Origin of the sequence: Streptomyces xanthophaeus (assembly GCF_030440515.1) — a bacterium.
Taxonomy (GTDB): domain Bacteria; phylum Actinomycetota; class Actinomycetes; order Streptomycetales; family Streptomycetaceae; genus Streptomyces; species Streptomyces kutzneri.
This window is the reverse complement of the sequence record NZ_CP076543.1, coordinates 4709023-4729855: the sequence shown is the minus strand read 5'-3', so window position 1 is coordinate 4729855 and position 20833 is coordinate 4709023. Positions and strand designations below refer to the sequence as shown.

Here is a 20833-nt window from a genome sequence, read left to right as displayed (position 1 = left end):
CACAAGCGCTTAATACAAGGTTCACTTTGGCGTGAGCCCGTGCTTCGGCAGGCTCGACCGAGACTCTTTCGGCATGCGGAAACCGCAGCCATGTCCGTTTTGCGTATTTTCAAAGTTTCCGTCGTGACTTTGCGATGACCGGTGGTAACAGGGGTCCTGGACGGGTTTGCCGGTGTCCCGGGACCGGCCACCGGACCCGGGCGGCATCGGCGAGACTGGCCCCATGCCCACGGCCGATGAGCTCCTCAGCGCGGACACCGTCACCCACCTCGCCCGACTGCTCGCCCGCGCGGGCGGCCGCCGGTCCTCGCCGGCCCTGCGCGCCCGCGCCGACGCCCTCGACGGACTGACCTTCAGCGGCCGCGTCGCCGCCGTCCGCGACGCCGTGCTCGACGACCTCCCGGGCGCATGGCCCGACTTCGAGGCCGTCGTACGCACCGCCCTCGCCCTGCCCGGCTTCGAGGGCTGGATGACCTTCCCCGTCAACGAGGCCGTCGCCGTCCGCGGACTGGAGGCGTTCGAACCCGGGCTGGACCTGCTGCACGACCTCACCCCCCGGCTCACCGCCGAGTCCGCCGTCCGGCCCTTCCTGCGCGCCGACCCGGACCGCGCCCTGGCCGTCGTACAGAAGTGGACGGCCGACCCGGACCCGCACGTACGCCGCCTCGCCAGCGAGGGAACCCGGCCCCGGCTGCCGTGGGCCCCGCAGCTGCCCGCCTTCGTCGCCGACCCGCGGCCGGCCCTGCCGGTGCTGGACGCCCTCTACCGCGACGGGTCCGAGTACGTCCGCCGCTCCGTCTCCAACCACCTCAACGACATCAGCCGCGACCACCCCGCCCTCGCGGTCGAGACCGCGGGCCGCTGGCTGGCCGAGCCCGACGCCACGACCGACCGCGTCGTACGCCACGGACTGCGCACCCTGATCAAGGCCGGGCGGCCCGAGGCACTGACCCTCCTCGGCCACTCCCCCGACGTGCCCGTCACCGTGAGCGGCCCGGTGGTCGCCGACCCGCGGATCGCCGTCGGCGAGTACCTCGTCTTCGACTGGACGGTCACCAACACCGGCCCGCTCCCGGCCCGGCTGGTCATCGACTACGTCGTCCACCACGCGAAGGCCAACGGCACCCGCACGCCGAAGGTGTTCAAACTCGTCACCCGCGCCGTGGCCCCCGGCGAAACCCTCGGCGGCACCAAGCGCCACTCCTTCAAACCCATCACCACCCGCCGCTACCACTCCGGCGAGCACCTGGTGCAGCTCCAGATCAACGGCCGGGTCCGCGGCGAGGCCCCTTTTTCGCTGGACGCCTCCTGACCCCGCCTGACACCCTCTCGGCATGACCTACGGAATCGAGTCCCAGCCCGCCCGATGAGCGTCCGCGACGAGCGCGAGCCGCTCGCCCCCCGGACGACGTCCCTGTACGACTACGCCCTCTTCCGCCACGGCATCGAGCCCGACGGCCGTGTCCCGTCCGGCGGATACCCACTGCCCGACGGATTCCCTGCCGTGAGCCGGCGCGACCGGCTCGACCCGCCCGCCGCCGAGGCCGCGGTCACCGCGGCCGTCGTCCCGCTCCTGGCCGACCCCATCATCGGGCGCGCCGCCGAAGCCGTGCACGCGCGGCTGGCCCCGCTCCCCGTTCCGCCGAAGAACATCCACCGGATCGTGCGCCGGATCGTCCCCGAGGACCGGTACGTGGGCCGGGCTCGACGCCTGGCCCGTCGGCTGACCCGCACCGGCACACACCCGTCGGCCGTGCACGCCGGCCTGGCCCTGCTGATCCGTCTCGGCGAACCCGAGGACGTGCCGACCGTCCGGGCCCTCGGCATGCTGCGGGAGTTCTCCCTCGCGGCCGTCGCCGTCCTCGACCGGATCGACCGGCCGGTGGCGGCCGAGGCCGAACTGCGGCTCCGAGCCGAACCACCCCGCCCGAACCCCCTCCTCGACGCCGTGACCGGCGGGAACCGCGACGCCGTCCGCGCCGCCCTGATCCGCTCCACCACGGCGAAGCCGATCGGCCCGCCCCGCCGGGTCGCCGAGGCCGCCCGGCTGGACGAGTTGCTCGACGCCTACCCGGCGGACCCCGACCTGACCGTGGCGGCGTGCCGGCTGCTGCTCGCCATGTCCCACACGAACCAGTACCGGCCGGAGGTCCTCGACTACGCGCGGGCGCATCCCGTGTACGAAGCCGTGGTCGGCGGAGCCCATCGGCTCACCCCGTCACCCGACTCGTACGCCTTGCTGATCTCACTCGCCCAGGACCTGCGCAGCGGGGCTGGGGCGGTGCTGCAGTGGCCGCCGGGCCGACGGGCCGAACTGATCGACACCCTGGGCCGGCTGCTGGCCGCACCGCTCTGGGCGGCCGTCCCCGACAAGGCGGTGGCCGCCGCGGGCATCGGCCCCGGCAAGGACCCGAGCGGCCACCGGGCCGGCTGGATGCTCCGCGCCGGACACCGGCCGTTCATCCCGCCCGCCGCACCGGCCACGTTCGAGATCGAGGTCGTCGTCTCCGACCCGGCCGTGTGCAACGTGGTGGAGACCCGGATCCTGCTCGGCGGCAGGCCGTTGGTTCCCGACCTGTTCGCCTCGGGCGGCTCCAATTCCCCCGAGTTCCTGCTCGACACCGGGCGGCTGCGGGCCGGTCCCGAACCCCGGGAGGTCCAGCTCGCCGAGGCCTACTGCACCGAAGGCTGCTGCGGGGCCCTCTACGTGACGATCCACCGGGACGGCGACACGGTGGTGTGGGACGGCTGGCGAGGCGTCGAAGGGAAACGGCAGCCGCCCGCGTACCGGTGCGACGCCGCAGCGTACGACGCGGAGGTCGAACGGGCCGAGAACGACCGGAGCTGGTCCTGGCCGGCCCGCGACACCGCCCGGCTCATCGCCGACGGGCTTCGGGAACGCCCCGAACTGCTCACCGCGTGGGACTGCGGCGCGGGCGGGGCCTTCACCGCATGGGACGATCCGGGGACCGTCGTGCTCCTCTTCACCTACGCTCCCGGCACCGAACCCGGCGTACCGGGCGAGGGCGACCCGTGGCTGCAGTTCGCGTGGCGGATCCCGGACGACGGCACACCGCCGCAATTGCAGGCCCGGGCCGCCCTCGAACGGCTCGCGGCGCAGAACCCGCGGACCTGGGCAGGGCTCTGCGGGGGCAGCAAGGAGTACGCCGAGGCCCTCGGCCACGACTGGCCGCCCGGGGGCCCGTAGCGGACCGCGCGCCGGGGCCCCGCTGCGGGGCCCCGGCGTGCGGGGGCAAGACACCCCCTACGCCGTCCAGACGATCGACTGGATCTCGCTGTAGGCGTGCAGCGCGTACGAGCCCACGTCCCGGCCCACCCCGCTGCGCTTGAAGCCGCCGAACGGCGCCTCCATGTTGCGGCCGATGGTGTTGACGCCGACGCCGCCCGACCGCAGCCGCCGCGCCACGCGGAACGCGCGTGCCGAATCCCCCGACCACACGTAGCTCAGCAGCCCGAAGTCGCTGTCGTTGGCGAGCCGGACCGCCTCTTCCTCGTCGCCGTCGAAGGGCACCACCACGACCACCGGGCCGAAGATCTCCTCACGGACCACGCGCATGTCGTTCGTGCAGTCGACCAGCAGGGTCGGGGCCACGTAGAAGCCGCGGCCGTCCCCCACCACCGGGCGCTCGCCGCCGTACGCGATCCGGGCCCCCTCCTTCTTCCCCAGCTCGATGTACGACTCCACCCGGTCGCGGTGCACCGCCGAGATCACCGGGCCGACCACCGTGCCCGCCGCCGCCGGATCGCCGACCTTCATGAAGGCCAGGTAGCCGGTCAGCTTCTCGATCAGACGGTCGTGGACGGACCGGTGGACGATCACCCGGGTCGGGGCGGTGCAGATCTGCCCGGAGTAGAAGGAGAAGGTCGTCCCGATCCCCATCACCGCCGCGTCCAGGTCCGCATCCTCGAAGACGATCGCCGCGCCCTTGCCGCCCAGCTCCATCAGCTGCCGCTTCATGGACCGGCCGCAGACCTCGGCGATGCGCTGCCCGACGGCCGTGGAACCGGTGAAGGAGACCATGTCCACGTCCGGCGCGTCCACGGCGGCCTCGCCGACCTCCACCGACTGGCCGTTCACCACGTTCACCACGCCCGCCGGCACCCCGGCCTCGTGCAGGGCGTCCGCCATCCGGAACACCGACAGCGGGTCCTGCGGCGCCGGCTTGACCACCACCGTGTTGCCCATGGCCAGGGCCGGCGCCACCTTGCCCGCCGGGTTCGCCCAGGGGTTGTTGTAGGAGGTGATGCAGGTGACCACCCCGACCGGCTGGCGCACCTCCAGCGCGCCCAGGATGCTCGCCCGCCCCATCGGGCCGGCCTCGGTGACCTGCGGGGGCAGGCCCCTCTCGACCGGTTCGAGGGCTCCCTTGGCGTACCGCCGGAAGCGGGTGACGCCCACCCCGACCTGCATGCCGCGCGCGATGCCGGCCGGTGCGCCCGTCTCCTGCCGGGCCAGCACCGCCCACGGCTCGTACTCCCGCTGCATGATGTCCGCGGCCCGGTCCAGGATCGCCGCGCGCGCCTCGGGCGTCGTACGGGACCAGCTCCCGAAGGCCTCGGCCGCGGCGCGCGCCGCCTCCTCGACCTGCCCGCGCGAGGCTTCGGGCGCGAGACCGACCACCGACTCGTCCGCCGGGTTGATCACCTCGTAGTGGCCGCCCGCGGGCTCCACCCACTCGCCGCCGATGTAGAGCTTCTGCGCGGTCAACGGGTGCTCACCGTCCTCGTGTCCCGGCCCGACCGGAGCACGGTCCCGGGGATCGCCCCCGTCACCTCGTCGTTGCGGATGGTCTCCACGCCGTTGACCCGTACCGAGACGATGCCGATGGCCCGCGCGTCCAGCCGGGGGCTGTCCCCGGGCAGGTCGTGGACGAGGGTCGCGGGACCGGCCTCGATGCGCTCGGGGTCGAAGAGGACCAGGTCCGCGTGGTAGCCCTCGGCGATCCGGCCGCGTTCGCGCAGCCCGAACAGCCGGGCCGGGTCGTCGGTGAGCATCCGTACCGCCTGCTCCAGCGGCACGAGCTTGCGGCCGCGCAGGCAGTCGCCGAGGAATCGGGTCGTGTACGGGGCCCCGCACATCCGGTCCAGGTGCGCGCCGGCGTCGGAGCCGCCGAGCATGACGTCCTCGTGCTGCCAGGTCTCCTGGCGCAGGGCCCAGCTCGCCGGATCGTTGTCGGTGGGCATCGGCCAGAGCACCGTGCGCAGGTCGTCGTTGGCGCAGATCTCGACCAGGCACTGGAAGGGGTCCTGGCCGCGTTCGGCGGCGATGTCGTTCACGACCCGGCCGGAGAGGCCCTCGTTCTCCTTGCTGTACGTGTCCCCTATGACGTACCGCCCGAAGTGGGCGAGGCGCCGGAAGACTCCGGCCTCCTTGCTGTCGGCGCGGCGCAGCATCTCGGCGCGTACGCCGGCGTCGCGGAGCTTGGCGATCCGCTCGGGGACGGGCAGGCCGAGGATCTCGCCCCAGCCGGGGATGAGGTTGAGCGCGCAGAAGGTGCCCAGCGACATGTTCATGGGGGTGAGGATGGGCATCGTCAGCGCGACGATGCGGCCGCCGGCCTTGCGGGCGCGCTCGCTGGGGATCAGCTGGCGCGGGACCCGCTCGGGGACGGAGGCGTCGATGGTGAGGACGTTCCAGTTCAGGGGCCGTCCGGCAGCGGCGCTCATCTCCACGAACAGGTCGATCTCGTCGTCCGAGAACTGGTCGAGGCAGCCGGCGACGATCGCCTCCAGCTGGGTGCCCTCGTGTTCGGCGACCGCCTTCGACAGCGCGAGCAGCTCGGCGGGCCGGGCGTGGCGGGAGGCCACGGGGGCGCCGGACCCGTCGGAGTGGGTGGAGGACTGGGTGGTGGACAGGCCCCAGGCGCCGGCGTTCATGGCGTCGTGGAAGAGATCGAGCATCTGCTGCATCTGCTCGGGGGTGGGCTGGCCTCCGACGGCGTCCTCACCCATCACGTGGCGGCGCAGGGCGCAGTGGCCGACCATGAACCCGGCGTTGACGGCGATCCGGCCCTCCAGGGCGTCGAGGTACTCGCCGAAGGTGGACCAGGTCCAGTCGACGCCCTCCTCCAGGGCCTTGAGGGCCATGCCCTCGACCTTGCTCATCATGCGGCGGGTGTAGTCGGCGTCCTCGGGGCGGGCGGGGTTGAGCGGGGCCAGGGTGAAGCCGCAGTTGCCGCCGGCGACGGTGGTCACGCCGTGGTTCATGGAGGGCGTGGCGTAGGGGTCCCAGAAGAGCTGGGCGTCGTAGTGCGTGTGCGGGTCGACGAAGCCGGGGGTGAGGACCAGGCCGGTGGCGTCCTCGGTGGTGCGGGCCTCTTCGGTGACGGTGCCGGGTGCGGCTATCGCCGCGATCCGGCCGTCGCGTATCCCCACGTCTGCGACGCGGGCGGGGGCGCCGGTGCCGTCCACGACGGTCGCCCCCTTGATCAGGTGGTCGAGCATGACGTCCCTTCTGCCGGAGTTCGCGTTGCGGCCCGTCTCGTGGGGCTCCGCCCCACACCCCGCGCCTCAAACGCCGGCGGGGCAGGGTTTGGCCCCGGCCGGTGGCCGCCCGGCCGGGGCCGGTGCGGGACGGCGGTCCGGGAAGACGCCGTCCCCGTGTTCCCGCCGGGTCAGACGGCCTGGCGGAAGCGGGTCGTGCGGTGGACCGGGTCCGTGTCGATGTGGGGGATCACGTGTTCGCCGATCAGCTTGATCGTCGTCATCGTGTCCTCGGGCGAGACACCGGTCGGCAGGCCGAAGGACAGCTGGTCGGCGCCGGCCTGCTCCCAGCGCTTGCACTGGGCCCGGACCTCCGACGGGTCGCCGCAGATCAGCAGTTCCTCCGCGATCAGCAGCTCGATGATCTCCGCGTTGTACTCCGGCAGGGTCTCGGGCCACTGCGGGATCGCCTCGGGCCGCGGGAAGGTGTCGTGGTAGCGGAAGACCAGCGACTGGAAGCGGTTCATGTTGGCGTTCACGGCGATCTCGACGGCCTTGTCGTGGGTCTCGGCGCAGATCGCGGTCGAGGTGACCATGACGTTGTCGTTGACGAAGGCGCCGATGGCCTTCGCCTCCCGGATGGCCGTCTTGTACTGGTCGAGGACCCACTCCATGTCGGAGACCTTCTGCACGCTGAAGCCCAGCACGCCGAGGCCCTTCTTCGCCGCCATCGCGTACGAGGACGGGGAGCCGGCGGCGTACCACATGGCCGGGTGGGCCTTGCCGTACGGCTTGGGGAAGATCTTCCGCGGCGGGAGCGACCAGTGCTTGCCCTGGAACCCTTCGTACTCCTCCTGGAGGAACATCTTGGGGAATTCCGCGATGGTCTCCTCCCAGATCTCCTTGGTGCCGTTCATGTCCTCGATGCCCGGCAGGAAGCCGAGGATCTCGTGGCTGCCGGCGCCGCGGCCGGTGCCGAACTCGAAGCGGCCCTTGGAGAGGTGGTCGAGCATGGCGACCTTCTCGGCCACCTTGACCGGGTGGTTCACCGGGGCGAGCGGGTTGAAGATGCCGGAGCCGAGGTGGATGCGCTCGGTGGCGTGGGCGAGGTACCCGAGGAACACCTCGTTCGCCGACAGGTGCGAGTACTCCTCCAGGAAGTGGTGCTCGGAGGCCCAGGCGTACTTGAAGCCGGACTTGTCCGCCTGTATGACGTACTCGGTCTCCTCGATCAGCGCCTTGTGCTCTGCCTCGGGGTCGACCTTGGACCGCGCCTCAGGCACGTATCCCTGCACAAAGAGCCCGAATTCCAAGGGGTTCACCGTCCTTTGGTTTCTGACGTTCCGTCAGATTTGATGTCTCGACTGTTCCACTGCCAGGGTGCGAGCGTCAATACCTGACGCTCCATCAGAGAATGCTGACGCCCGCCAGCCAGCCGCCGTCGATCACGAACGGCTGTCCGGTGATGTACGAGGAGTCGTCGGCCGTCAGGAAGAGCGCCAGCTTCGCGATCTCCTCCGGCTGCCCCACCCGCCCCAGCGGGACCACCCGCTTGTAGAGCTCGGCCATCGCGTCCTTGGCCTCGTCGGTCATGTTCGCCGGGTCCAGCAGGCCCGGGTTGGCCATCGGGGTGTCCACGGCGCCCGGGCACATCGCGTTGACCCGGATGCCCTTGCCCGCCAGTTCCAGCGCGGCCACCCGGGTGAGGCCGAGGATCGCCGCCTTGGTGGCGGCGTACGTGCCGACGTACGCCATGCCCGTCAGGCCCGTGTACGAGGAGGTGTTGACGATGGTGCCGCCGCCGGCCGCCTCGATCTCGGGGGCCACCGCCTTGATTCCGAGGAAGGCACCCACCTGGTTGACCTGGACCACCTGCTGGAACTCCTCCAGCGGGGTCGCGGTCAGCTCGTTGAAGCGCAGGATGCCCGCGTTGTTGACCAGGCCGTCGATCGGGCCGAAGGCCTCCTTCGCGGCGGCGACCGCGGCCGCCCAGTCCTCCTCGCGGCTCACGTCCATCCGTACGTACCGGGCCCGGTCCTCGCCGATGTCCTTGGCCACCGCCGCGCCCTGCTCGTCCAGCACGTCGCCGAGGAGCACCCGCGCGCCCTCGGCGGCGAAGAGCCGGGCCTCCTGCTCGCCCTGCCCGCGTGCCGCGCCGGTGATGATGACGACGCGCCCGTCCAGCTTGCCCATGGTCGGTCAGCCCCTAGTCGTTGAGGAGGGGGGCCACCTCGGCCCCGAAAGCGGTGATCTGGTCGACGAGTTCGGCGCGGTCGCGGCTGCGGAAGCGCACCTGGATCTGGTCCACGCCGAGCGCCCTGTACTCCCGGAGGGACTCGGCGAGCGCCTCCGCCTTGCCGGTGAGGGTGCGGCGGCCGGTGTCCCAGCCGGGCTCGCCGACGTACAGCGCCTCGGTGATCGCGCCGAACTCGAAGGCACCGGTGATCCCGGCCGCCTCGCGCAGCTCCCCGATCCGGGCGATCTGCTGCGGGAGCTTGTCGCGCGGGTCTCCCTGCGGGAGCCAGCCGTCCCCGCGTACGGCGGCGCGGCGTACGGCGGCGGGCGAGGAGCCGCCGACCCAGACGGGGATCCGCTCCTGCGCGGGCCGGGGCAGCTGGCCGAGGTCCTTGAAGGAGAACAGCTCGCCCTCGAACTCCGGGTACTCCCCGGGCCCCAGCGCCGCCCGCAGCGCGTCCAGGGTCTCGTCGAGGACGGCGCCGCGGCGCGCGAAGTCCACGCCGAGGATCTCGAACTCCTCCTGCACGTGTCCCGCGCCCACCCCGAGGATCAGCCGGCCGCCGGAGAGGTGGTCGAGGGTGGCGTACTGCTTGGCGCTGATCAGCGGGTGGCGCAGGCCCAGGATCGCGACATGGCTCAGCAGCCGCACGCGCTCGGTGATGCCGGCCAGGAAGGACAGGGTCGCCACCGGGTCGTACCAGACGGTGCTCATGGGGCCGGCGAGCCGCCGCGGGATGGCCACGTGGTCGCAGGTGGCCACGTACCCGAAGCCGGCCCGGTCGGCGGCCCGCGCGATCCCGGCGAGATCGGCGGCGGTGGCCGACGCCTCCCAGGGCTCGGCGTAGATGGTGCTCTGCGACTGGACCGGGAGCTGCATCCCGTAGACCAGCCGACCTTGCGGAAATACGCGCGCCATGGCGGGCCCGCCTCGCCTTCGTCTGCCGATTCGTCATATCGGTGCGGGGCCATCGTCGTAGCTGACGGACCGTCAGACAAGGGGTGTGACACACGCCGGGCCGAACCGGCGGCGTTCCCCTGCGCCGCTCCCCTCGCTAGGGTGCGCGGGTGGATCTCATACTCACGCTGGTCAGCGGTATCGCCTGGACGGTCGTGTACGTGGAGGCGATCCGCGTCGGGCTGCGGGACCGGACGTACGCGATGCCCGTCGCCGCGCTCGCGCTCAACTTCGCCTGGGAAATCATCTACGCGGCCCGCGACGTCTCGGTCGGGGTCTCCGCGCAGGGCGTGGTCAACGTGGTGTGGGCGGTGGCCGACCTGGTGATCGTCTACACGTATCTGCGCTTCGGGCGGGCCGAGCTGCCGGAGTTCGTGACCCGGCCGCTCTTCGCCGCCTGGTCGGTCCTGGTGTTCGGGACGGGATTCGCCGTGCAGTCGATGTTCCTGGCGCACTTCGGGGCGCACGACGCGAGCCGGTACTCGGCGTTCCTGCAGAACCTGCTGATGTCCGGCCTGTTCATCGCCCTGTACGCCTCCCGGCAGGGGCCGCTCGGTCAGTCCCTGACCATCGCCGTCGCCAAATGGCTCGGGACGCTCGCCCCGACCCTGCTGTTCGGGGTGCTGGAGGACGCGCCGTTCATCCTCGGTCTCGGGATCCTGTGCAGCGTCTTCGACCTCGTCTACATCGGACTGCTGCTGCGGCCCCGCCCCGCCCGGCTCAGAAGCCTTCCGGCCCCATCACGATGACCGGCTTCGCCGCCGGGTCGAGGGTCTCCAGGACCTTCTGCATGGCAGCTTTCGGGATGCCCACGCAGCCCTGCGAGGGCCCGTCGTGGTCCACGTGCAGCCAGATGTTGCCGCCCTTGTCCTCGCCGTCCGGCATGACCGGGTCCAGCGGGGACCGGCCCGGCCTGCGGTTGAAGTCGATGGCGACGACGTAGTCGAAGGAGCCCGCCAGGGACTCCCCGTTCACCCCGAGACCCGAAGGGACGAAGCCGTTGTTCATGTCGTACGGGAGCCGGGTCCCGGGCGGCTCCGGCAGCAGGCCGCCCGCGTCGGTGAGTGCGAAGACGCCCATCGGCGAGGTCAGATCTCCGTACTCGCGTTCGGTGGACCAGCCCTTGGCCCCGTTGCGGGCCGGCCAGCTCTCGGTCCGGACCCAGTCGGCGCCGGCCGCGGGGCGCGTGTAGAAGGCGGCGGTGGACTCCGAGGAGTCCACCGCCTTGCCGGTGACCAGGATGAGCTGACGGGACTCGGCCGGGATCCGGGCCCGGGTCTGCTCGCTGACGCCGGTCAGACCCTGCGCGGCGGCGGCCCGCCGGGCATCCTGCCGGGCGGCGGCGGCCCGCTGCGCATCACGCGCGGCGCGGTCCTCGGCCTGCGGGCGGGCGTCCGCGTGGGCCTGCGGCCGCGGGTCGGCGGCCTTGTCCGGGTCCTGCGCCACGTACACCCAGCCGGCCGTGAAGGTCGCCAGGCCGAGCACGGTGGCAAGGGCCACCCGGCGGGTCCTGCGGATCGCACGGGGCTTGCGGGGCTGGCCGGGCTTGCGGGGCGGACGGGAGCGGGCGCGGTCGTGCTGGCTCATTCCTCCGACCGTACATCAGCAGGCCCCCGGAGCCCGGGTGGCTACGACGTGCGCGCCTCGCGGGTCGGCGGGAAGCGGACGCGGACCGTGAGGCCCCCCTCCGGGGCGGGATTGGCCTCCGCCATCAGCTCCGCGCCGTGCGCCCGCGCGATCGAAGCCACGATCGACAGCCCCAACCCGGCACCCTCGCCTGCGGTGTGCAGTCGTTCGGCGCGCCTGCGGAAGGGTTCCAGCAGCCCCGGCACGTCCGCCGGATCGATCACCGGTCCGGTGTTCGACACCGTCAGTTCCCCCTCGGCCGAGGTGGACACGGTGATCCGGCCTTCCGCGCGGTTGTGGCGTACCGCGTTGGTCAGCAGGTTCCGCAGCAGGTGCCCCAGCAGGGTCCGGTCGCCCGGCACGGTCAGCGGCGCGAGGGTCCGTACGACGGTCAGCCCCTGCTGTGGACAGGCCGCCAGCTCGGCCGCCGCGAGCGCCGCCAGGTCCACCGGACCGGTGGACTCCAGCCCCTGTTCGGAGACGGCGAGCAGCAGCAGGGACTCGATGAGGTGCTCGCTGGAGTCGGCGACACCGATCAGCTTGGCGCGGATCCGGGCCACCTTCTCCGGCGACGGGTCCCCCGCCAGGCCGATCTCGGCCGCCGCCCGCTGCACGGCCAGCGGGGTGCGCAGTTCGTGCGCCGCGTTCGCCGCGAACCGCCGTTGTGCGGAGACCAGCTGCTCCATCCGCCCCAGCATCGCGTCGAAGGTGTCGGCCAGCTGCTTGAGCTCGCCGGGCGGCGCGTCGAGGGAGATCCGCTCGTCCAGGTTCTCCCCGGACAGGCGGCGCGCGGTCTCGGTGATCACGCCGACGGGGCGCAGCACCCGGCCGGCCATCCACCAGGCGAGCCAGATCGACAGCACGGCGAAGACGGCCAGCGCGAGGAGGGAGTACACGAGCAGCCGGTGCCGGGTGGCGTCGGTGACGGCGTCGGAGAGGTTCTGGGTGTAGGCGTAGCCCTTGAGCTGCTCGGGGGTGGGGGTCTGGCCCGGGGGCAGCTTCTGCGCCGGCCGGCAGGGGCAGCCGGGGGCGAGCGTCCTGCCGGGCACGGGCGGGTCCGGCGACTGCAGGACGTAGGCCGGGGAGACCGTACGGACGGCCCCGCTGACGCTCGCGTACAGGCCCTGGCCGACGAGGACGTAGACCAGTGCCACCAGGCCGCCGCCCGCCAGGAGCAGCAGGGAGCCGTACAGGGCGGTGAGGCGGCCGCGCTCGGTGCGCAGCAGCCGCGTCGACGGGCGCCCGCTCACCGGGCGGCGATCCGGTAGCCCGCGCCCGGCACGGTCTCGATCAGCGGCGGCTCGCCCAGCTTGGCGCGGAGCTTGCTGAGGGTGACGCGGACGGCGTTGGTGGAGTAGCTGGTGTCCTGCTCCCACACCTGCTCGATCAGGTCGTCGTTGCTGACGACGGCGCCCTCGGCGCGCAGCAGCGCCTCCAGCACCGCGAACTCCTTGCGGGACAGCGCGAGCCGGTGACCGTCCCGGGTGGCGCTGCGCCGGGCGGTGTCGACGGCGACCCCGGCCCGCTCCAGTACGGGCGGCAGCGCGGGGCGGGCCCGCCGGCCCAGGGCCAGGACGCGGGCGAGGAGCTCGTCGTAGGCGAAGGGCTTGGTGAGGTAGTCGTCGGCGCCGAGGCCGAGGCCCTCGACCCGGTCCCGTACGGTCCCGGACGCGGTCAGCATCAGGACGCGGGTCAGCAGCCGCTCGCGCACGACCTGCCGGCAGACCTCGTCGCCGTGCAGGCCGGGCAGGTCGCGGTCCAGGACGAGGACGTCGTACTCGCCGAGGCGCAGCCGCCGCAGGGCCTCCGGGCCGTCGCTCGCCTCGTCGACGGCGAGCGCGTCGCGGCGCAGCCCCTCGGCGATCATCTCCCGGAGGAATTCCTCGTCCTCCACCACCAGTACGCGCATGGCTTCCTCTTTACCGGAGATCGGTATTTCGCCGTTGTAAGCAGGGTGCGAGAGGGAAGCGAAAGGCCCTTTCACCGCAGGCTCGGGCCCATGAAGCGATCCCTGATCATGACCACGGCCGCGGTCGTCACCGGGCTGACCCTGTTCGCCACCGCCTGCGCGAACGACTCGTCGGCGGGGAAGAAGGACTCCTCCGGGGGCGCCGGCGGTGGCGGCGCCGGCACGGTGGCCGACAACGCGGTGAAGATGCGCCAGTGCCTGCGCGAGCACGGCGTGGACGTGCCCGACCCCGAGCCCGGCCAGGACCCGCGCGGGATGACGCTGGGCGGGGACGCCGATCCGCAGAAGATGCAGGAGGCCATGAAGGCCTGCGGCATGAGCACCGGATCCGGCGCCGGCAAGGAGCCCACGCAGGAGGAGAAGGACAAGGAGCTGGAGTGGATCCGGTGCATGCGCGAGAACGGGGTCGCCCTCAAGGACCCTGAGTACCACGAGGGCGGCATGAAGAGCGCCACCGAGATCCCCAAGGGCCAGGAGAAGGCCTTCGAGGAGGCCCAGAAGAAGTGCGACACGGGCCGATGAGGAAGCGGGCCAAGTGGCTGCTGGGCTCGCTGGCGGCCGTACTGACCCTCTCGGGCGGCGGCTGGGCCGTCATGGCGCAGCCGCAGCGCGACGCGGGTGAGCAGGAGCGGCGCGCGGCCGGCGGACTGCCGCCGGCCACGGCGCCGGTCAAGCGCGGCGACCTCGGCTCGGGCCTCCAGGTGGAGGGCACCCTCGGCTACGCGCGGGAGCGCAAGCTCAACGCGGGCGGGCCCGGCGTGCTGACGTGGATCGCGGGCGAGGGCGCGGCGGTGGAGCGGGACGGGAAGCTGTACGAGGTCAACGGCCGGGTGGTGCGGCTCATGTACGGGTCCACGCCGATGTACCGGCCGCTGAAGGCCGGCGACAAGGGCGAGGACGTCAAGCAGCTCAAGCGGAATCTGCAGGCCCTCGGGTACGGGACCGGACTCGACCCGGAGGACGGCACCTTCACGGCGGGTACGGCCACGGCGGTCAAGCGGTGGCAGAAGGCGCACAAGGCGGCGGAGACGGGCGAGGTCGGCAAGGAGGACATCGCCTTCGCCTCGGGGCCGCAGCGGGTGCGCGCGGGCGACGCGGCGGTCGGTGACGAGCTGGCGCCGGGCAAGCCGGTGCTGACGGTGACGGGCACCGAGCGGATCGTCCGCTTCCAGCTGGACGCGGCGAAGGCGGGCGCGGCGAAGGCCGGCGACCCGGTGACCGTACGGCTGCCGGGAGGCGGCAGCGCCACCGGGAGGATCGACTCGGTGGGCGGGGCCGACCGGCCCGACGACAAGAACGGCGGTGGCGCGGGCGGCGGGGGCGGGGGCGGCGACAAGAAGGCGCAGGCCGAGGTCGTCGTCACCTTCGACAAGCCCGCCGAGGTGGGCGCTCCCGACCAGTCCCCGGTGAGCGTCGGCCTGACCGGTGAGACCCGCAAGGGCGTGCTCTCCGTGCCGGTCAACGCGCTGCTCGCGCTCGCGGGCGGCGGCTTCGGCGTCCAGGTCGTGGAGGACGGCCGGGCTCGCGAGGTCCCGGTCGAGCTGGGGATGTTCGGCAACGGCCGGGTCGAGGTGACCGGCGGCGCCCTCGAAGAGGGCATGCAGGTGGGGATCCCGAAACTGTGACGGCCACGACGACGCATCCGGGCCCGGTGGTGGAACTGACCGGGGTCACCAAGGAGTACCCGGGCGGGGTCGCGGCCCTGCGCGGGGTCGACCTGACCGTGGCCGCCGGCGAACTCCTCGCCATCGTCGGCCCGTCGGGCTCCGGCAAGTCCACCCTGCTGCACATCGTCGGCACCCTGGACCGCCCGACCGCGGGCGTCGTACGGATCGCCGGGTACGACATCGCAGCCCTCCCGGACCGTTCGCTGTCGGCCCTGCGCTCGCGTCACATCGGCTTCGTCTTCCAGTCCTTCCACCTGGTGCCGGGCATCAGCGCCCGGGCGAACGTCGCCGAAGGGCTGCTCTACAGCGGCCTCCGGCGCGCCGAACGGCTGCGCCGGGCGGCACAGGCCCTGGACCGGGTGGGCCTCGGCGACCGGATGGACCACCGGCCGCACGAGCTGTCCGGCGGGCAGAAGCAGCGGGTGGCGATCGCCCGGGCGGTGGCGGGCGCGCCGGACCTGCTGCTCGCGGACGAGCCGACGGGCGCGCTGGACACGGCGTCCGGGGAGTCGGTGATGGAGCTGCTGCGCGAGCTGAACCGGGACGGCGCCACCATCGCCGTGATCACCCACGACCAGGAGATCGCGGCGAGCCTGCCTCGGCAGGTGCGGATCCGCGACGGGGAGATCGTCGCGGACGTACGGAACCGGGCGGGGGTGCCGTCATGAGCCGCGCGAGGCCCCGTACGGGGACGCGCGCCCGGCGGTTGAAGCCGCCGCGGCTCTCCCCGCGGGACGTGCTGCACGTCGGGTCGGCGGGCCTGCGCGCCCGCCCGATGCGGGTGTTCCTGTCCGCGCTCGGCATCGCCATCGGCATCGCGACGATGATCGCGGTGGTCGGGATCTCCTCCTCCAGCCAGGCGAAGCTGCTGCGGGAGCTCGACAAGCTCGGCACCAACATGCTGGTCGCGAAGCCGGGCGAGGGGATGTTCACCGGTCAGGACACCAAACTGCCCAAGGACGCTCCCGGCATGATCTCCCGGATCGCGGGGGTCGAGTCGGTCGGCACCACCGGTGACGTGCCGGAGTCCGTACGCCGCTCGGAGAACATCCCGAAGGGGGAGACGGGCGGGATCGTGCTCAAGGCGGCCAAGGACGACCTGCTGGGCACGCTGCGCGCGCGGATGGCGAGCGGCACCTGGCTCAACGCGGCCACGGGCCGCTACCCGGCGGTGGTGCTCGGGGACGTCTCCGCGCGCCGGCTCGGCATCACCGGACCGGGTCAGCAGGTCTTCATCGGCGGCCGGTACTTCACGGTGACCGGCATCCTGGAGCCCGTCCCGCTGGCCCCGGAGATCGAGCGCTCCGCGCTGATCGGGTGGGACGCGGCCGAGCAGCTGCTGGGCTTCGGCGGTCACCCGACGGCGGTGTACGAGCGGTCGGCGGACGACCGGGTGGCGGCGGTCCGCGCGCTCATCCCGAGGACGGCCAACCCGCAGACCCCGAGCGCGGTGCAGGTCTCCGACCCCTCGGCGGCGCTCCAGGCGAAGGCGGCCACGGAGGGCGCGTTCAGCACGCTGCTGCTGGGGCTGGGCGGGATCGCGCTGCTGGTGGGCGGGGTCGGCGTCGCCAACACGATGATCATCTCGGTGCTGGAGCGGCGGCACGAGATCGGCCTGCGGCGGTCCCTGGGCGGCACGAAGGGCCAGATACGGATCCAGTTCGTGACCGAGTCGCTGCTGCTGTCCGGGCTCGGCGGCCTGGCGGGCATCGCCCTGGGCGGAGCGGCCACGGCGGTCTACGCCCGGGCCGGTGACCTGCCCTGGGTGGTCCCGCTCTGGGCGGTGACCGGCGGCTTCGCCGCCACCTTGGTGATCGGCACCCTGGCCGGGCTCTACCCGGCGGTGCGCGCGGCCCGGCTGTCGCCGACACTGGCGCTGGCGGCGGCGTAGCGGATCGGGGCCGGGCGCGGGGGACGGGCACGGGGGACGGGCACGCAAAAGGCGGTAAAAGGCCAGGTGCACGCCCATCCCCCGGAACCGATCACCGGCGTACATTGAATCGATGATGCGAACTCCACGTCACGCAGCGCGCGTTGTCATCCTGTCTCCCACCGGATCCGTGTTCCTCTTCCGGGAGGACAACGTGGAGGTGGGCATCCACTGGCTGCCGCCCGGCGGCGGCATCGATCCGGGCGAGAGCCCCGAGGACTGCGTGCGGCGCGAGCTGCGCGAGGAGACCGGCTGGACCGACCTGGAACCCGAACGGCTGCTCTGCACCTGGGAGCACGACTTCACGTACCAGGGCGTCCCGGTCCGTCAGCACGAGCACATCTTCGTCACCACGGGCCCGCACCGCGAACCGGTCCTGGAGGCCCCGGACATCCACTGGCAGTGGCTGACCCCGCAGCGCCTGGCCACCCTGGGCGAACCCCTGTGGCCCCCGCGCCTGCCGGACCTCCTGGCGGACGCCCCGGCGGAACCTGTCCACCTGGGGCTGCTGGCCTAGGACTTGGCGTGCCAGGGCTCGGCGGGCCAGGCCTCGGCGGGCTAGGGCTTGGTGACGGCGGTCTTCGCGGTGGCCTTGGCGTAGAGGGAGGCCGCGTACTCGCCGAGGACCGTGCTGGTCGACACGTCGTCCGTGTCCCCTCCCGTGAGGATGCCGATGATCTTCCCGTCGCCGGCGATCCACGCGCTGCCGCTGGTGCCGCCCGGGAAGTCGGCGCAGTCGAAGCGCTGCTGGGTCGCGCTCATACGGACGGCGACCGACGTGCAGGTACGGGGAACCTTGCGGTCGGCGGGGTAACCGGTCACGGTGACCTCCTCGCCCGCGCGGCCGCTGGTGTCGAGGACGGCCGCGCCGGTCACGTCCTCGATGGTGCGGCCCTTGGCGTCCGGGGCGAGGCGGGCGAAGGCGAGGTCGTAGTCGTCGTCCGTACCCTCGGCCCAGCGGTCGTCCTCGAAGACTTCCTCGATCTTCCAAGTGCCGTACGGGGCGACTCCGTTGGCGTACGCGGGTGCGAAGACGGCGCTTCCGCCGCTCTGGTCCCCTTCGAGCAGGCAGTGCCCGGCAGTGATGATCATGCTTCGGCCGGGGCTGCTCACCACGGTGGCGGTGCAGAAGTGATCACTGTCCAGGCCGTTGGTGAACAGGGCTCCGGTGAAGGCGGCGGGCCCACCGGGCGGCGGGGTGACAGCCGGCGGCAGGGTGGCACCGGGAGGCGGGGACAGCTGCGGCTTCGCCACTTGCGATCGCGACGACGGTCCCGTCGGGGACGCGCTCGGCGCGGCCTTCGCCCGTACCGGGGGGACCCCCTCCGGCGGCGGCGCGAGTTTGGCCACCGCGGCGGACGCCCCCAGGGCCGCCACCGCGCACAGCACCGCCGTCACGACGGTCCGCTTGTCCACCGGCATGATCATCCTCCCGCTTTGCCCTGGCGAAGCATGCCCCGGCGGCAGGGTCGGGTGCAAGGCCGGGGACGGCTCCCGGCCTGCGCCTCAGACCGTTCCGCCCCGCAGGTCGCATACGAAACGCAGGCCCGGACGGCCGTCCAGGTCGACATCGCCCGTGGTCACGAATCCCGTACGGGCCAGCACGGCGCGTGAGCCGGCGTTGTCGAGCGTCGTGACCGCCCGCAGCGCGGCCAGTCCGTACTCCGTGACCGCCAGCCCGCGGGCCTCCCGGACCGCGGCCGTGGCCAGGCCCCGGCCCGTGGCCCGCTCGGCGATCCGGTACCCGAGCTCGGCCGAACCGTCGGCCACGTCCACGAGGTTGACCCGGCCCACCACTTCCCCGCCGTCGTCCACCAGGACGTGGAAGAAGCACAGCCCGGCGGCCTGCTCGGCCATCAGTGCGGCGTGCCGCGTGTCGAAGTCGGCGAAGTAGCGATCGCCGCGGTCCGGGACCGATGCGGCGAAGTAGGCCCGGTTCTCCTGCTCGAACGCGAGCAGGGCCGGGGCGTGGTCGAAGCGCAGCAACTGGAGTCGGGGCACGGCCCGATGCTAGTTCTGGCCGGCTGCGAGCGCGGGCTTTCACGCGCGCCGGGCCGGGCGCTCGCGCAGGCGCTGCCGGGCCGCGATGCCGAGGGTGATCCCCCAGAGCAGGAAGAGCGCGTACCAGAAGAGGCCCCAGGCTGCCTGCGGGTGCGCGTCCTTGGCGGCGAAGGCGGGCGAGGAGACGACGCGGCCGGCGGCCAGCAGGTACTGCATCGCGAAATAGGTGAAGCCCCACAGCGTCATGCCGCACGCGGCGATCCCCGCCGGTACGGCGATCAGGAGGGCGGGGATGCGGCGGCCCCAGGGGCTGACCAGCGCGAGGGAGAGCACCGCGCCGAACACCGCCACCGCGCCCATCACCCAGTAGCCGATCGCGGCCTCCAGGTTGTCCTGCGGGGCCCCGGCGAAGTCGCCGGGGAACATGAACGCGACCCCGGCTCCCCACCAGAAGTGCGGGGCCGCGTACCCGAGGGCCGCGGCGGCGGCCGTGTAACCCGGCCAGGTGCGCCGCCGGGTGGCGGGCCCGCGGGTGGAACCGCGGGTGGGGAGCGGGGTCTCGTGCACGGTCGCCATGGGGTCCTCCGGTGTGTTCGGTTCGGTGGCGGTGTGGGCCTCGGCCGCCCGGATCCAGACTCACCGACCCGGCGCCCGCGCGGATCCGGCCCGCGCACGATCCCGTCCTCCCCCGTGCGGGGGAACTCCGGGTGCGGCGTATAGGTCGTCTGCCCGATCCCCGGCCCCCGCCTTAGAACTCAGGCTGGGCCGGTGAGCGATCGAGGAGTGGGAAAGGTCCTGCGGGACCGCAACGCGGGGCTCTACCTGTCCGGGGTGGTGGTCTCGGGATTCGGTACGACCGCCATGTGGCTGGTCGCCGGGGTCTGGGTGAAGTCGCTGACCGGGTCGGACTCGCTCGCGGCCCTGACCGTGTTCACCCTGTGGGCGCCGGTCCTGGCCGGACCGGCGCTGGGGGCGCTCGCCGACCGGCTGCCCCGTCGGCCTCTGCTGGTCGCCCTCGGCCTCGTGATGGCCGCGCTGCTGCCCGTACTGACCCTGCTGGACTCGGCGGACCGGGTGTGGCTGCTGTTCGCGATCCTGCTCGTGTACGGGATCTGCGGCACCCTGCACGGGGCGGCGGAGGCGGCCCTGGTCCCGCAGGCCGTCGGCCACCGGCTCCTCGGGGACTTCAACGGGCTGCGGCTGACCGCCGACGAGGGCATGAAGCTGCTGGCTCCGCTGGTGGGGGCGGCCCTGTTCGCCCGCTTCGGCGGGGCGTCGGTGGCCCTGCTCGACGCGGTGACCTTCGCGCTGGCGGCTGGGATCTTCGCCCTGCTGCGGGTGCCCGGCGAGCCGCCGGAACGGGAGCGGATCCGGGACGGGCCGGGGGGATTCGCGCGGATGGCGGAGGGCTGGCGGCAGCTGCGCAAGGCCCCTGCGGTGCGCACGCTGGTGTCGGCCGGCGCCGCCGTGATGTTCCTGGCCGGGCTGAACGGCGCGGTGATCTACGCGGTCGCCGGGGACGTGCTGGGGCACGCGCCCGCCTACGTGGGGGTGCTGTACGCGGTGCAGGGCGCGGGTTCGGTCGTGAGCGGGCTCGTGGCGGGCCCGCTGCTGCGGCGGATGCCGGAGAGCCTGTTCACGGCCGCCGGAACGGCCCTGTTCGCCCTCGGCGCCGGGGTCCGGGCGCTGCCGTACGACGCGGCGGCCCTGGCGGGCAGCGCGGCCATCGGCGCCGGACTGCCGTGTGTGCTGATCGCCGCCCTGACGGCCGTGCAGCGCGAGGTCCCGAACGCGGCGCTGGGCCGTGCCGCGGCCACGGCCAACACCCTGATCTTCGTACCGAACGCGCTGGCGCTGGCGCTGGGTTCCGCCCTGGTGGCCTTCGTGGACGTGCGGGTGCTGCTGCCGGCGCTGACGGTGGCGGGGCTGGCCACGGCGCTGCTGCTCGCGGTCCGGGGCGCGGACCGGGCGCGAGTGGCCGTAGGTCACCCATGGCCGTAGGC

At 73.0% G+C, this 20833-nt stretch carries 20 protein-coding genes; 9 read left to right on the top strand and 11 right to left on the bottom strand.

The window, feature by feature from the left end:
- The first annotated feature begins 223 nt into the window (after positions 1–223).
- Entirely contained in the window at positions 224–1312 is a 1089-nt protein-coding gene (locus tag KO717_RS21000) for a DNA alkylation repair protein (protein ID WP_301370215.1), read from the top strand.
- A gap of 54 nt (positions 1313–1366) precedes the next feature.
- Entirely contained in the window at positions 1367–3208 is a 1842-nt protein-coding gene (locus KO717_RS20995; RefSeq protein ID WP_301370213.1) for a hypothetical protein, read from the top strand.
- 57 nt (positions 3209–3265) lie between these two features.
- On the opposite strand, the gene KO717_RS20990 is transcribed toward KO717_RS20995, so the two are convergent.
- From KO717_RS20990 to KO717_RS20970, 5 genes are all read right to left on the bottom strand, one after another.
- A complete protein-coding gene (locus KO717_RS20990; RefSeq protein WP_301370212.1) occupies positions 3266–4729 on the bottom strand; it encodes an aldehyde dehydrogenase family protein in 1464 nt (487 codons plus the stop codon).
- Entirely contained in the window at positions 4726–6465 is a 1740-nt protein-coding gene (locus KO717_RS20985) for an N-acyl-D-amino-acid deacylase family protein (protein ID WP_301370210.1), read from the bottom strand. Before KO717_RS20985 ends, KO717_RS20990 begins: the two co-directional genes overlap by 4 nt.
- 170 nt (positions 6466–6635) lie before the next feature.
- Positions 6636–7757 carry an LLM class flavin-dependent oxidoreductase gene (locus KO717_RS20980; RefSeq protein ID WP_052872699.1) on the bottom strand — a complete coding sequence of 374 codons (1122 nt, stop codon included), beginning with the start codon at positions 7755–7757 and terminating at the stop codon, positions 6636–6638.
- A gap of 94 nt (positions 7758–7851) precedes the next feature.
- Positions 7852–8637, bottom strand: a complete 786-nt coding sequence (locus KO717_RS20975) for an SDR family NAD(P)-dependent oxidoreductase (protein WP_301370208.1) — start codon at positions 8635–8637, stop codon at positions 7852–7854.
- 13 nt (positions 8638–8650) lie between these two features.
- Positions 8651–9598, bottom strand: a complete 948-nt coding sequence (locus KO717_RS20970) for an LLM class F420-dependent oxidoreductase (protein ID WP_301370206.1) — start codon at positions 9596–9598, stop codon at positions 8651–8653.
- Between the two features lie 149 nt (positions 9599–9747).
- Between KO717_RS20970 and KO717_RS20965 the strand changes: the two genes are divergently transcribed.
- Entirely contained in the window at positions 9748–10386 is a 639-nt protein-coding gene (locus KO717_RS20965) for a hypothetical protein (protein WP_301370204.1), read from the top strand.
- Here the strand turns inward: KO717_RS20965 and KO717_RS20960 are convergent.
- Genes KO717_RS20960 through KO717_RS20950 form a run of 3 tightly spaced genes read right to left on the bottom strand, consistent with a single transcriptional unit; the run spans position 10358 to position 13172 of the window.
- Positions 10358–11224 (bottom strand): L,D-transpeptidase family protein, encoded by an 867-nt coding sequence (locus KO717_RS20960; RefSeq protein WP_301370202.1) that lies wholly within the window; start codon positions 11222–11224, stop codon positions 10358–10360. The two genes, KO717_RS20965 and KO717_RS20960, sit on opposite strands and share 29 nt — an antisense overlap.
- 41 nt (positions 11225–11265) lie before the next feature.
- Positions 11266–12513: an ATP-binding protein gene (locus KO717_RS20955; RefSeq protein WP_301370200.1), complete on the bottom strand. Its 1248-nt coding sequence runs from the start codon at positions 12511–12513 to the stop codon at positions 11266–11268.
- The gene (locus KO717_RS20950; RefSeq protein ID WP_301370197.1) at positions 12510–13172 is read right to left on the bottom strand and encodes a response regulator transcription factor; all 663 of its coding nucleotides are present in this window, start codon (positions 13170–13172) and stop codon (positions 12510–12512) included. The genes KO717_RS20955 and KO717_RS20950 overlap by 4 nt, the downstream gene beginning before the upstream one ends.
- Positions 13173–13262: 90 nt before the next feature.
- Here KO717_RS20950 and KO717_RS20945 point away from each other — a divergent pair, with 90 nt between their 5' ends.
- From KO717_RS20945 to KO717_RS20925, 5 genes are all read left to right on the top strand, one after another.
- Entirely contained in the window at positions 13263–13754 is a 492-nt protein-coding gene (locus KO717_RS20945; RefSeq protein WP_301370195.1) for a hypothetical protein, read from the top strand.
- Complete coding sequence (locus tag KO717_RS20940) at positions 13751–14857, top strand: peptidoglycan-binding protein (protein WP_301370193.1); 1107 nt, start codon at positions 13751–13753, stop codon at positions 14855–14857. Before KO717_RS20945 ends, KO717_RS20940 begins: the two co-directional genes overlap by 4 nt.
- Before the next feature lie 26 nt (positions 14858–14883).
- Positions 14884–15567 (top strand): ABC transporter ATP-binding protein, encoded by a 684-nt coding sequence (locus KO717_RS20935; RefSeq protein WP_301374641.1) that lies wholly within the window; start codon positions 14884–14886, stop codon positions 15565–15567.
- Complete coding sequence (locus KO717_RS20930; protein WP_301370191.1) at positions 15564–16790, top strand: ABC transporter permease; 1227 nt, start codon at positions 15564–15566, stop codon at positions 16788–16790. Before KO717_RS20935 ends, KO717_RS20930 begins: the two co-directional genes overlap by 4 nt.
- Before the next feature lie 112 nt (positions 16791–16902).
- The gene (locus tag KO717_RS20925) at positions 16903–17346 is read left to right on the top strand and encodes an NUDIX hydrolase (RefSeq protein WP_367401535.1); all 444 of its coding nucleotides are present in this window, start codon (positions 16903–16905) and stop codon (positions 17344–17346) included.
- A gap of 41 nt (positions 17347–17387) precedes the next feature.
- Here KO717_RS20925 and KO717_RS20920 read toward each other — a convergent pair whose 3' ends face one another.
- The 3 genes from KO717_RS20920 to KO717_RS20910 form a co-directional block, all read right to left on the bottom strand.
- Positions 17388–18245, bottom strand: a complete 858-nt coding sequence (locus KO717_RS20920) for a trypsin-like serine peptidase (RefSeq protein ID WP_301370189.1) — start codon at positions 18243–18245, stop codon at positions 17388–17390.
- 90 nt (positions 18246–18335) lie between these two features.
- Positions 18336–18830, bottom strand: coding sequence for a GNAT family N-acetyltransferase (locus tag KO717_RS20915; RefSeq protein ID WP_301370187.1), 495 nt, complete (start codon positions 18828–18830; stop codon positions 18336–18338).
- 39 nt (positions 18831–18869) lie between these two features.
- The gene (locus KO717_RS20910; RefSeq protein ID WP_301370185.1) at positions 18870–19406 is read right to left on the bottom strand and encodes a DUF3995 domain-containing protein; all 537 of its coding nucleotides are present in this window, start codon (positions 19404–19406) and stop codon (positions 18870–18872) included.
- Between the two features lie 192 nt (positions 19407–19598).
- On the opposite strand from KO717_RS20910, the gene KO717_RS20905 reads away from it, so the two are divergent.
- The gene (locus tag KO717_RS20905; protein ID WP_301370183.1) at positions 19599–20831 is read left to right on the top strand and encodes an MFS transporter; all 1233 of its coding nucleotides are present in this window, start codon (positions 19599–19601) and stop codon (positions 20829–20831) included.
- Positions 20832–20833 lie beyond the last annotated feature (2 nt).

Excerpts from the sequence above, each read along its gene's own strand:
- KO717_RS21000 (WP_301370215.1), top strand. The coding sequence starts at position 224 with ATGCCCACGGCCGATGAGCTCCTCAGCGCGGACACCGTCACCCACCTC.
- KO717_RS20995 (WP_301370213.1), top strand. The coding sequence starts at position 1,367 with ATGAGCGTCCGCGACGAGCGCGAGCCGCTCGCCCCCCGGACGACGTCC.
- KO717_RS20985 (WP_301370210.1), bottom strand. The coding sequence starts at position 6,465 with ATGCTCGACCACCTGATCAAGGGGGCGACCGTCGTGGACGGCACCGGC.
- KO717_RS20975 (WP_301370208.1), bottom strand. The coding sequence starts at position 8,637 with ATGGGCAAGCTGGACGGGCGCGTCGTCATCATCACCGGCGCGGCACGC.
- KO717_RS20970 (WP_301370206.1), bottom strand. The coding sequence starts at position 9,598 with ATGGCGCGCGTATTTCCGCAAGGTCGGCTGGTCTACGGGATGCAGCTC.
- KO717_RS20960 (WP_301370202.1), bottom strand. The coding sequence starts at position 11,224 with ATGAGCCAGCACGACCGCGCCCGCTCCCGTCCGCCCCGCAAGCCCGGC.
- KO717_RS20950 (WP_301370197.1), bottom strand. The coding sequence starts at position 13,172 with ATGCGCGTACTGGTGGTGGAGGACGAGGAATTCCTCCGGGAGATGATC.
- KO717_RS20945 (WP_301370195.1), top strand. The coding sequence starts at position 13,263 with ATGAAGCGATCCCTGATCATGACCACGGCCGCGGTCGTCACCGGGCTG.
- KO717_RS20940 (WP_301370193.1), top strand. The coding sequence starts at position 13,751 with ATGAGGAAGCGGGCCAAGTGGCTGCTGGGCTCGCTGGCGGCCGTACTG.
- KO717_RS20930 (WP_301370191.1), top strand. The coding sequence starts at position 15,564 with ATGAGCCGCGCGAGGCCCCGTACGGGGACGCGCGCCCGGCGGTTGAAG.
- KO717_RS20925 (WP_367401535.1), top strand. The coding sequence starts at position 16,903 with ATGATGCGAACTCCACGTCACGCAGCGCGCGTTGTCATCCTGTCTCCC.
- KO717_RS20910 (WP_301370185.1), bottom strand. The coding sequence starts at position 19,406 with ATGGCGACCGTGCACGAGACCCCGCTCCCCACCCGCGGTTCCACCCGC.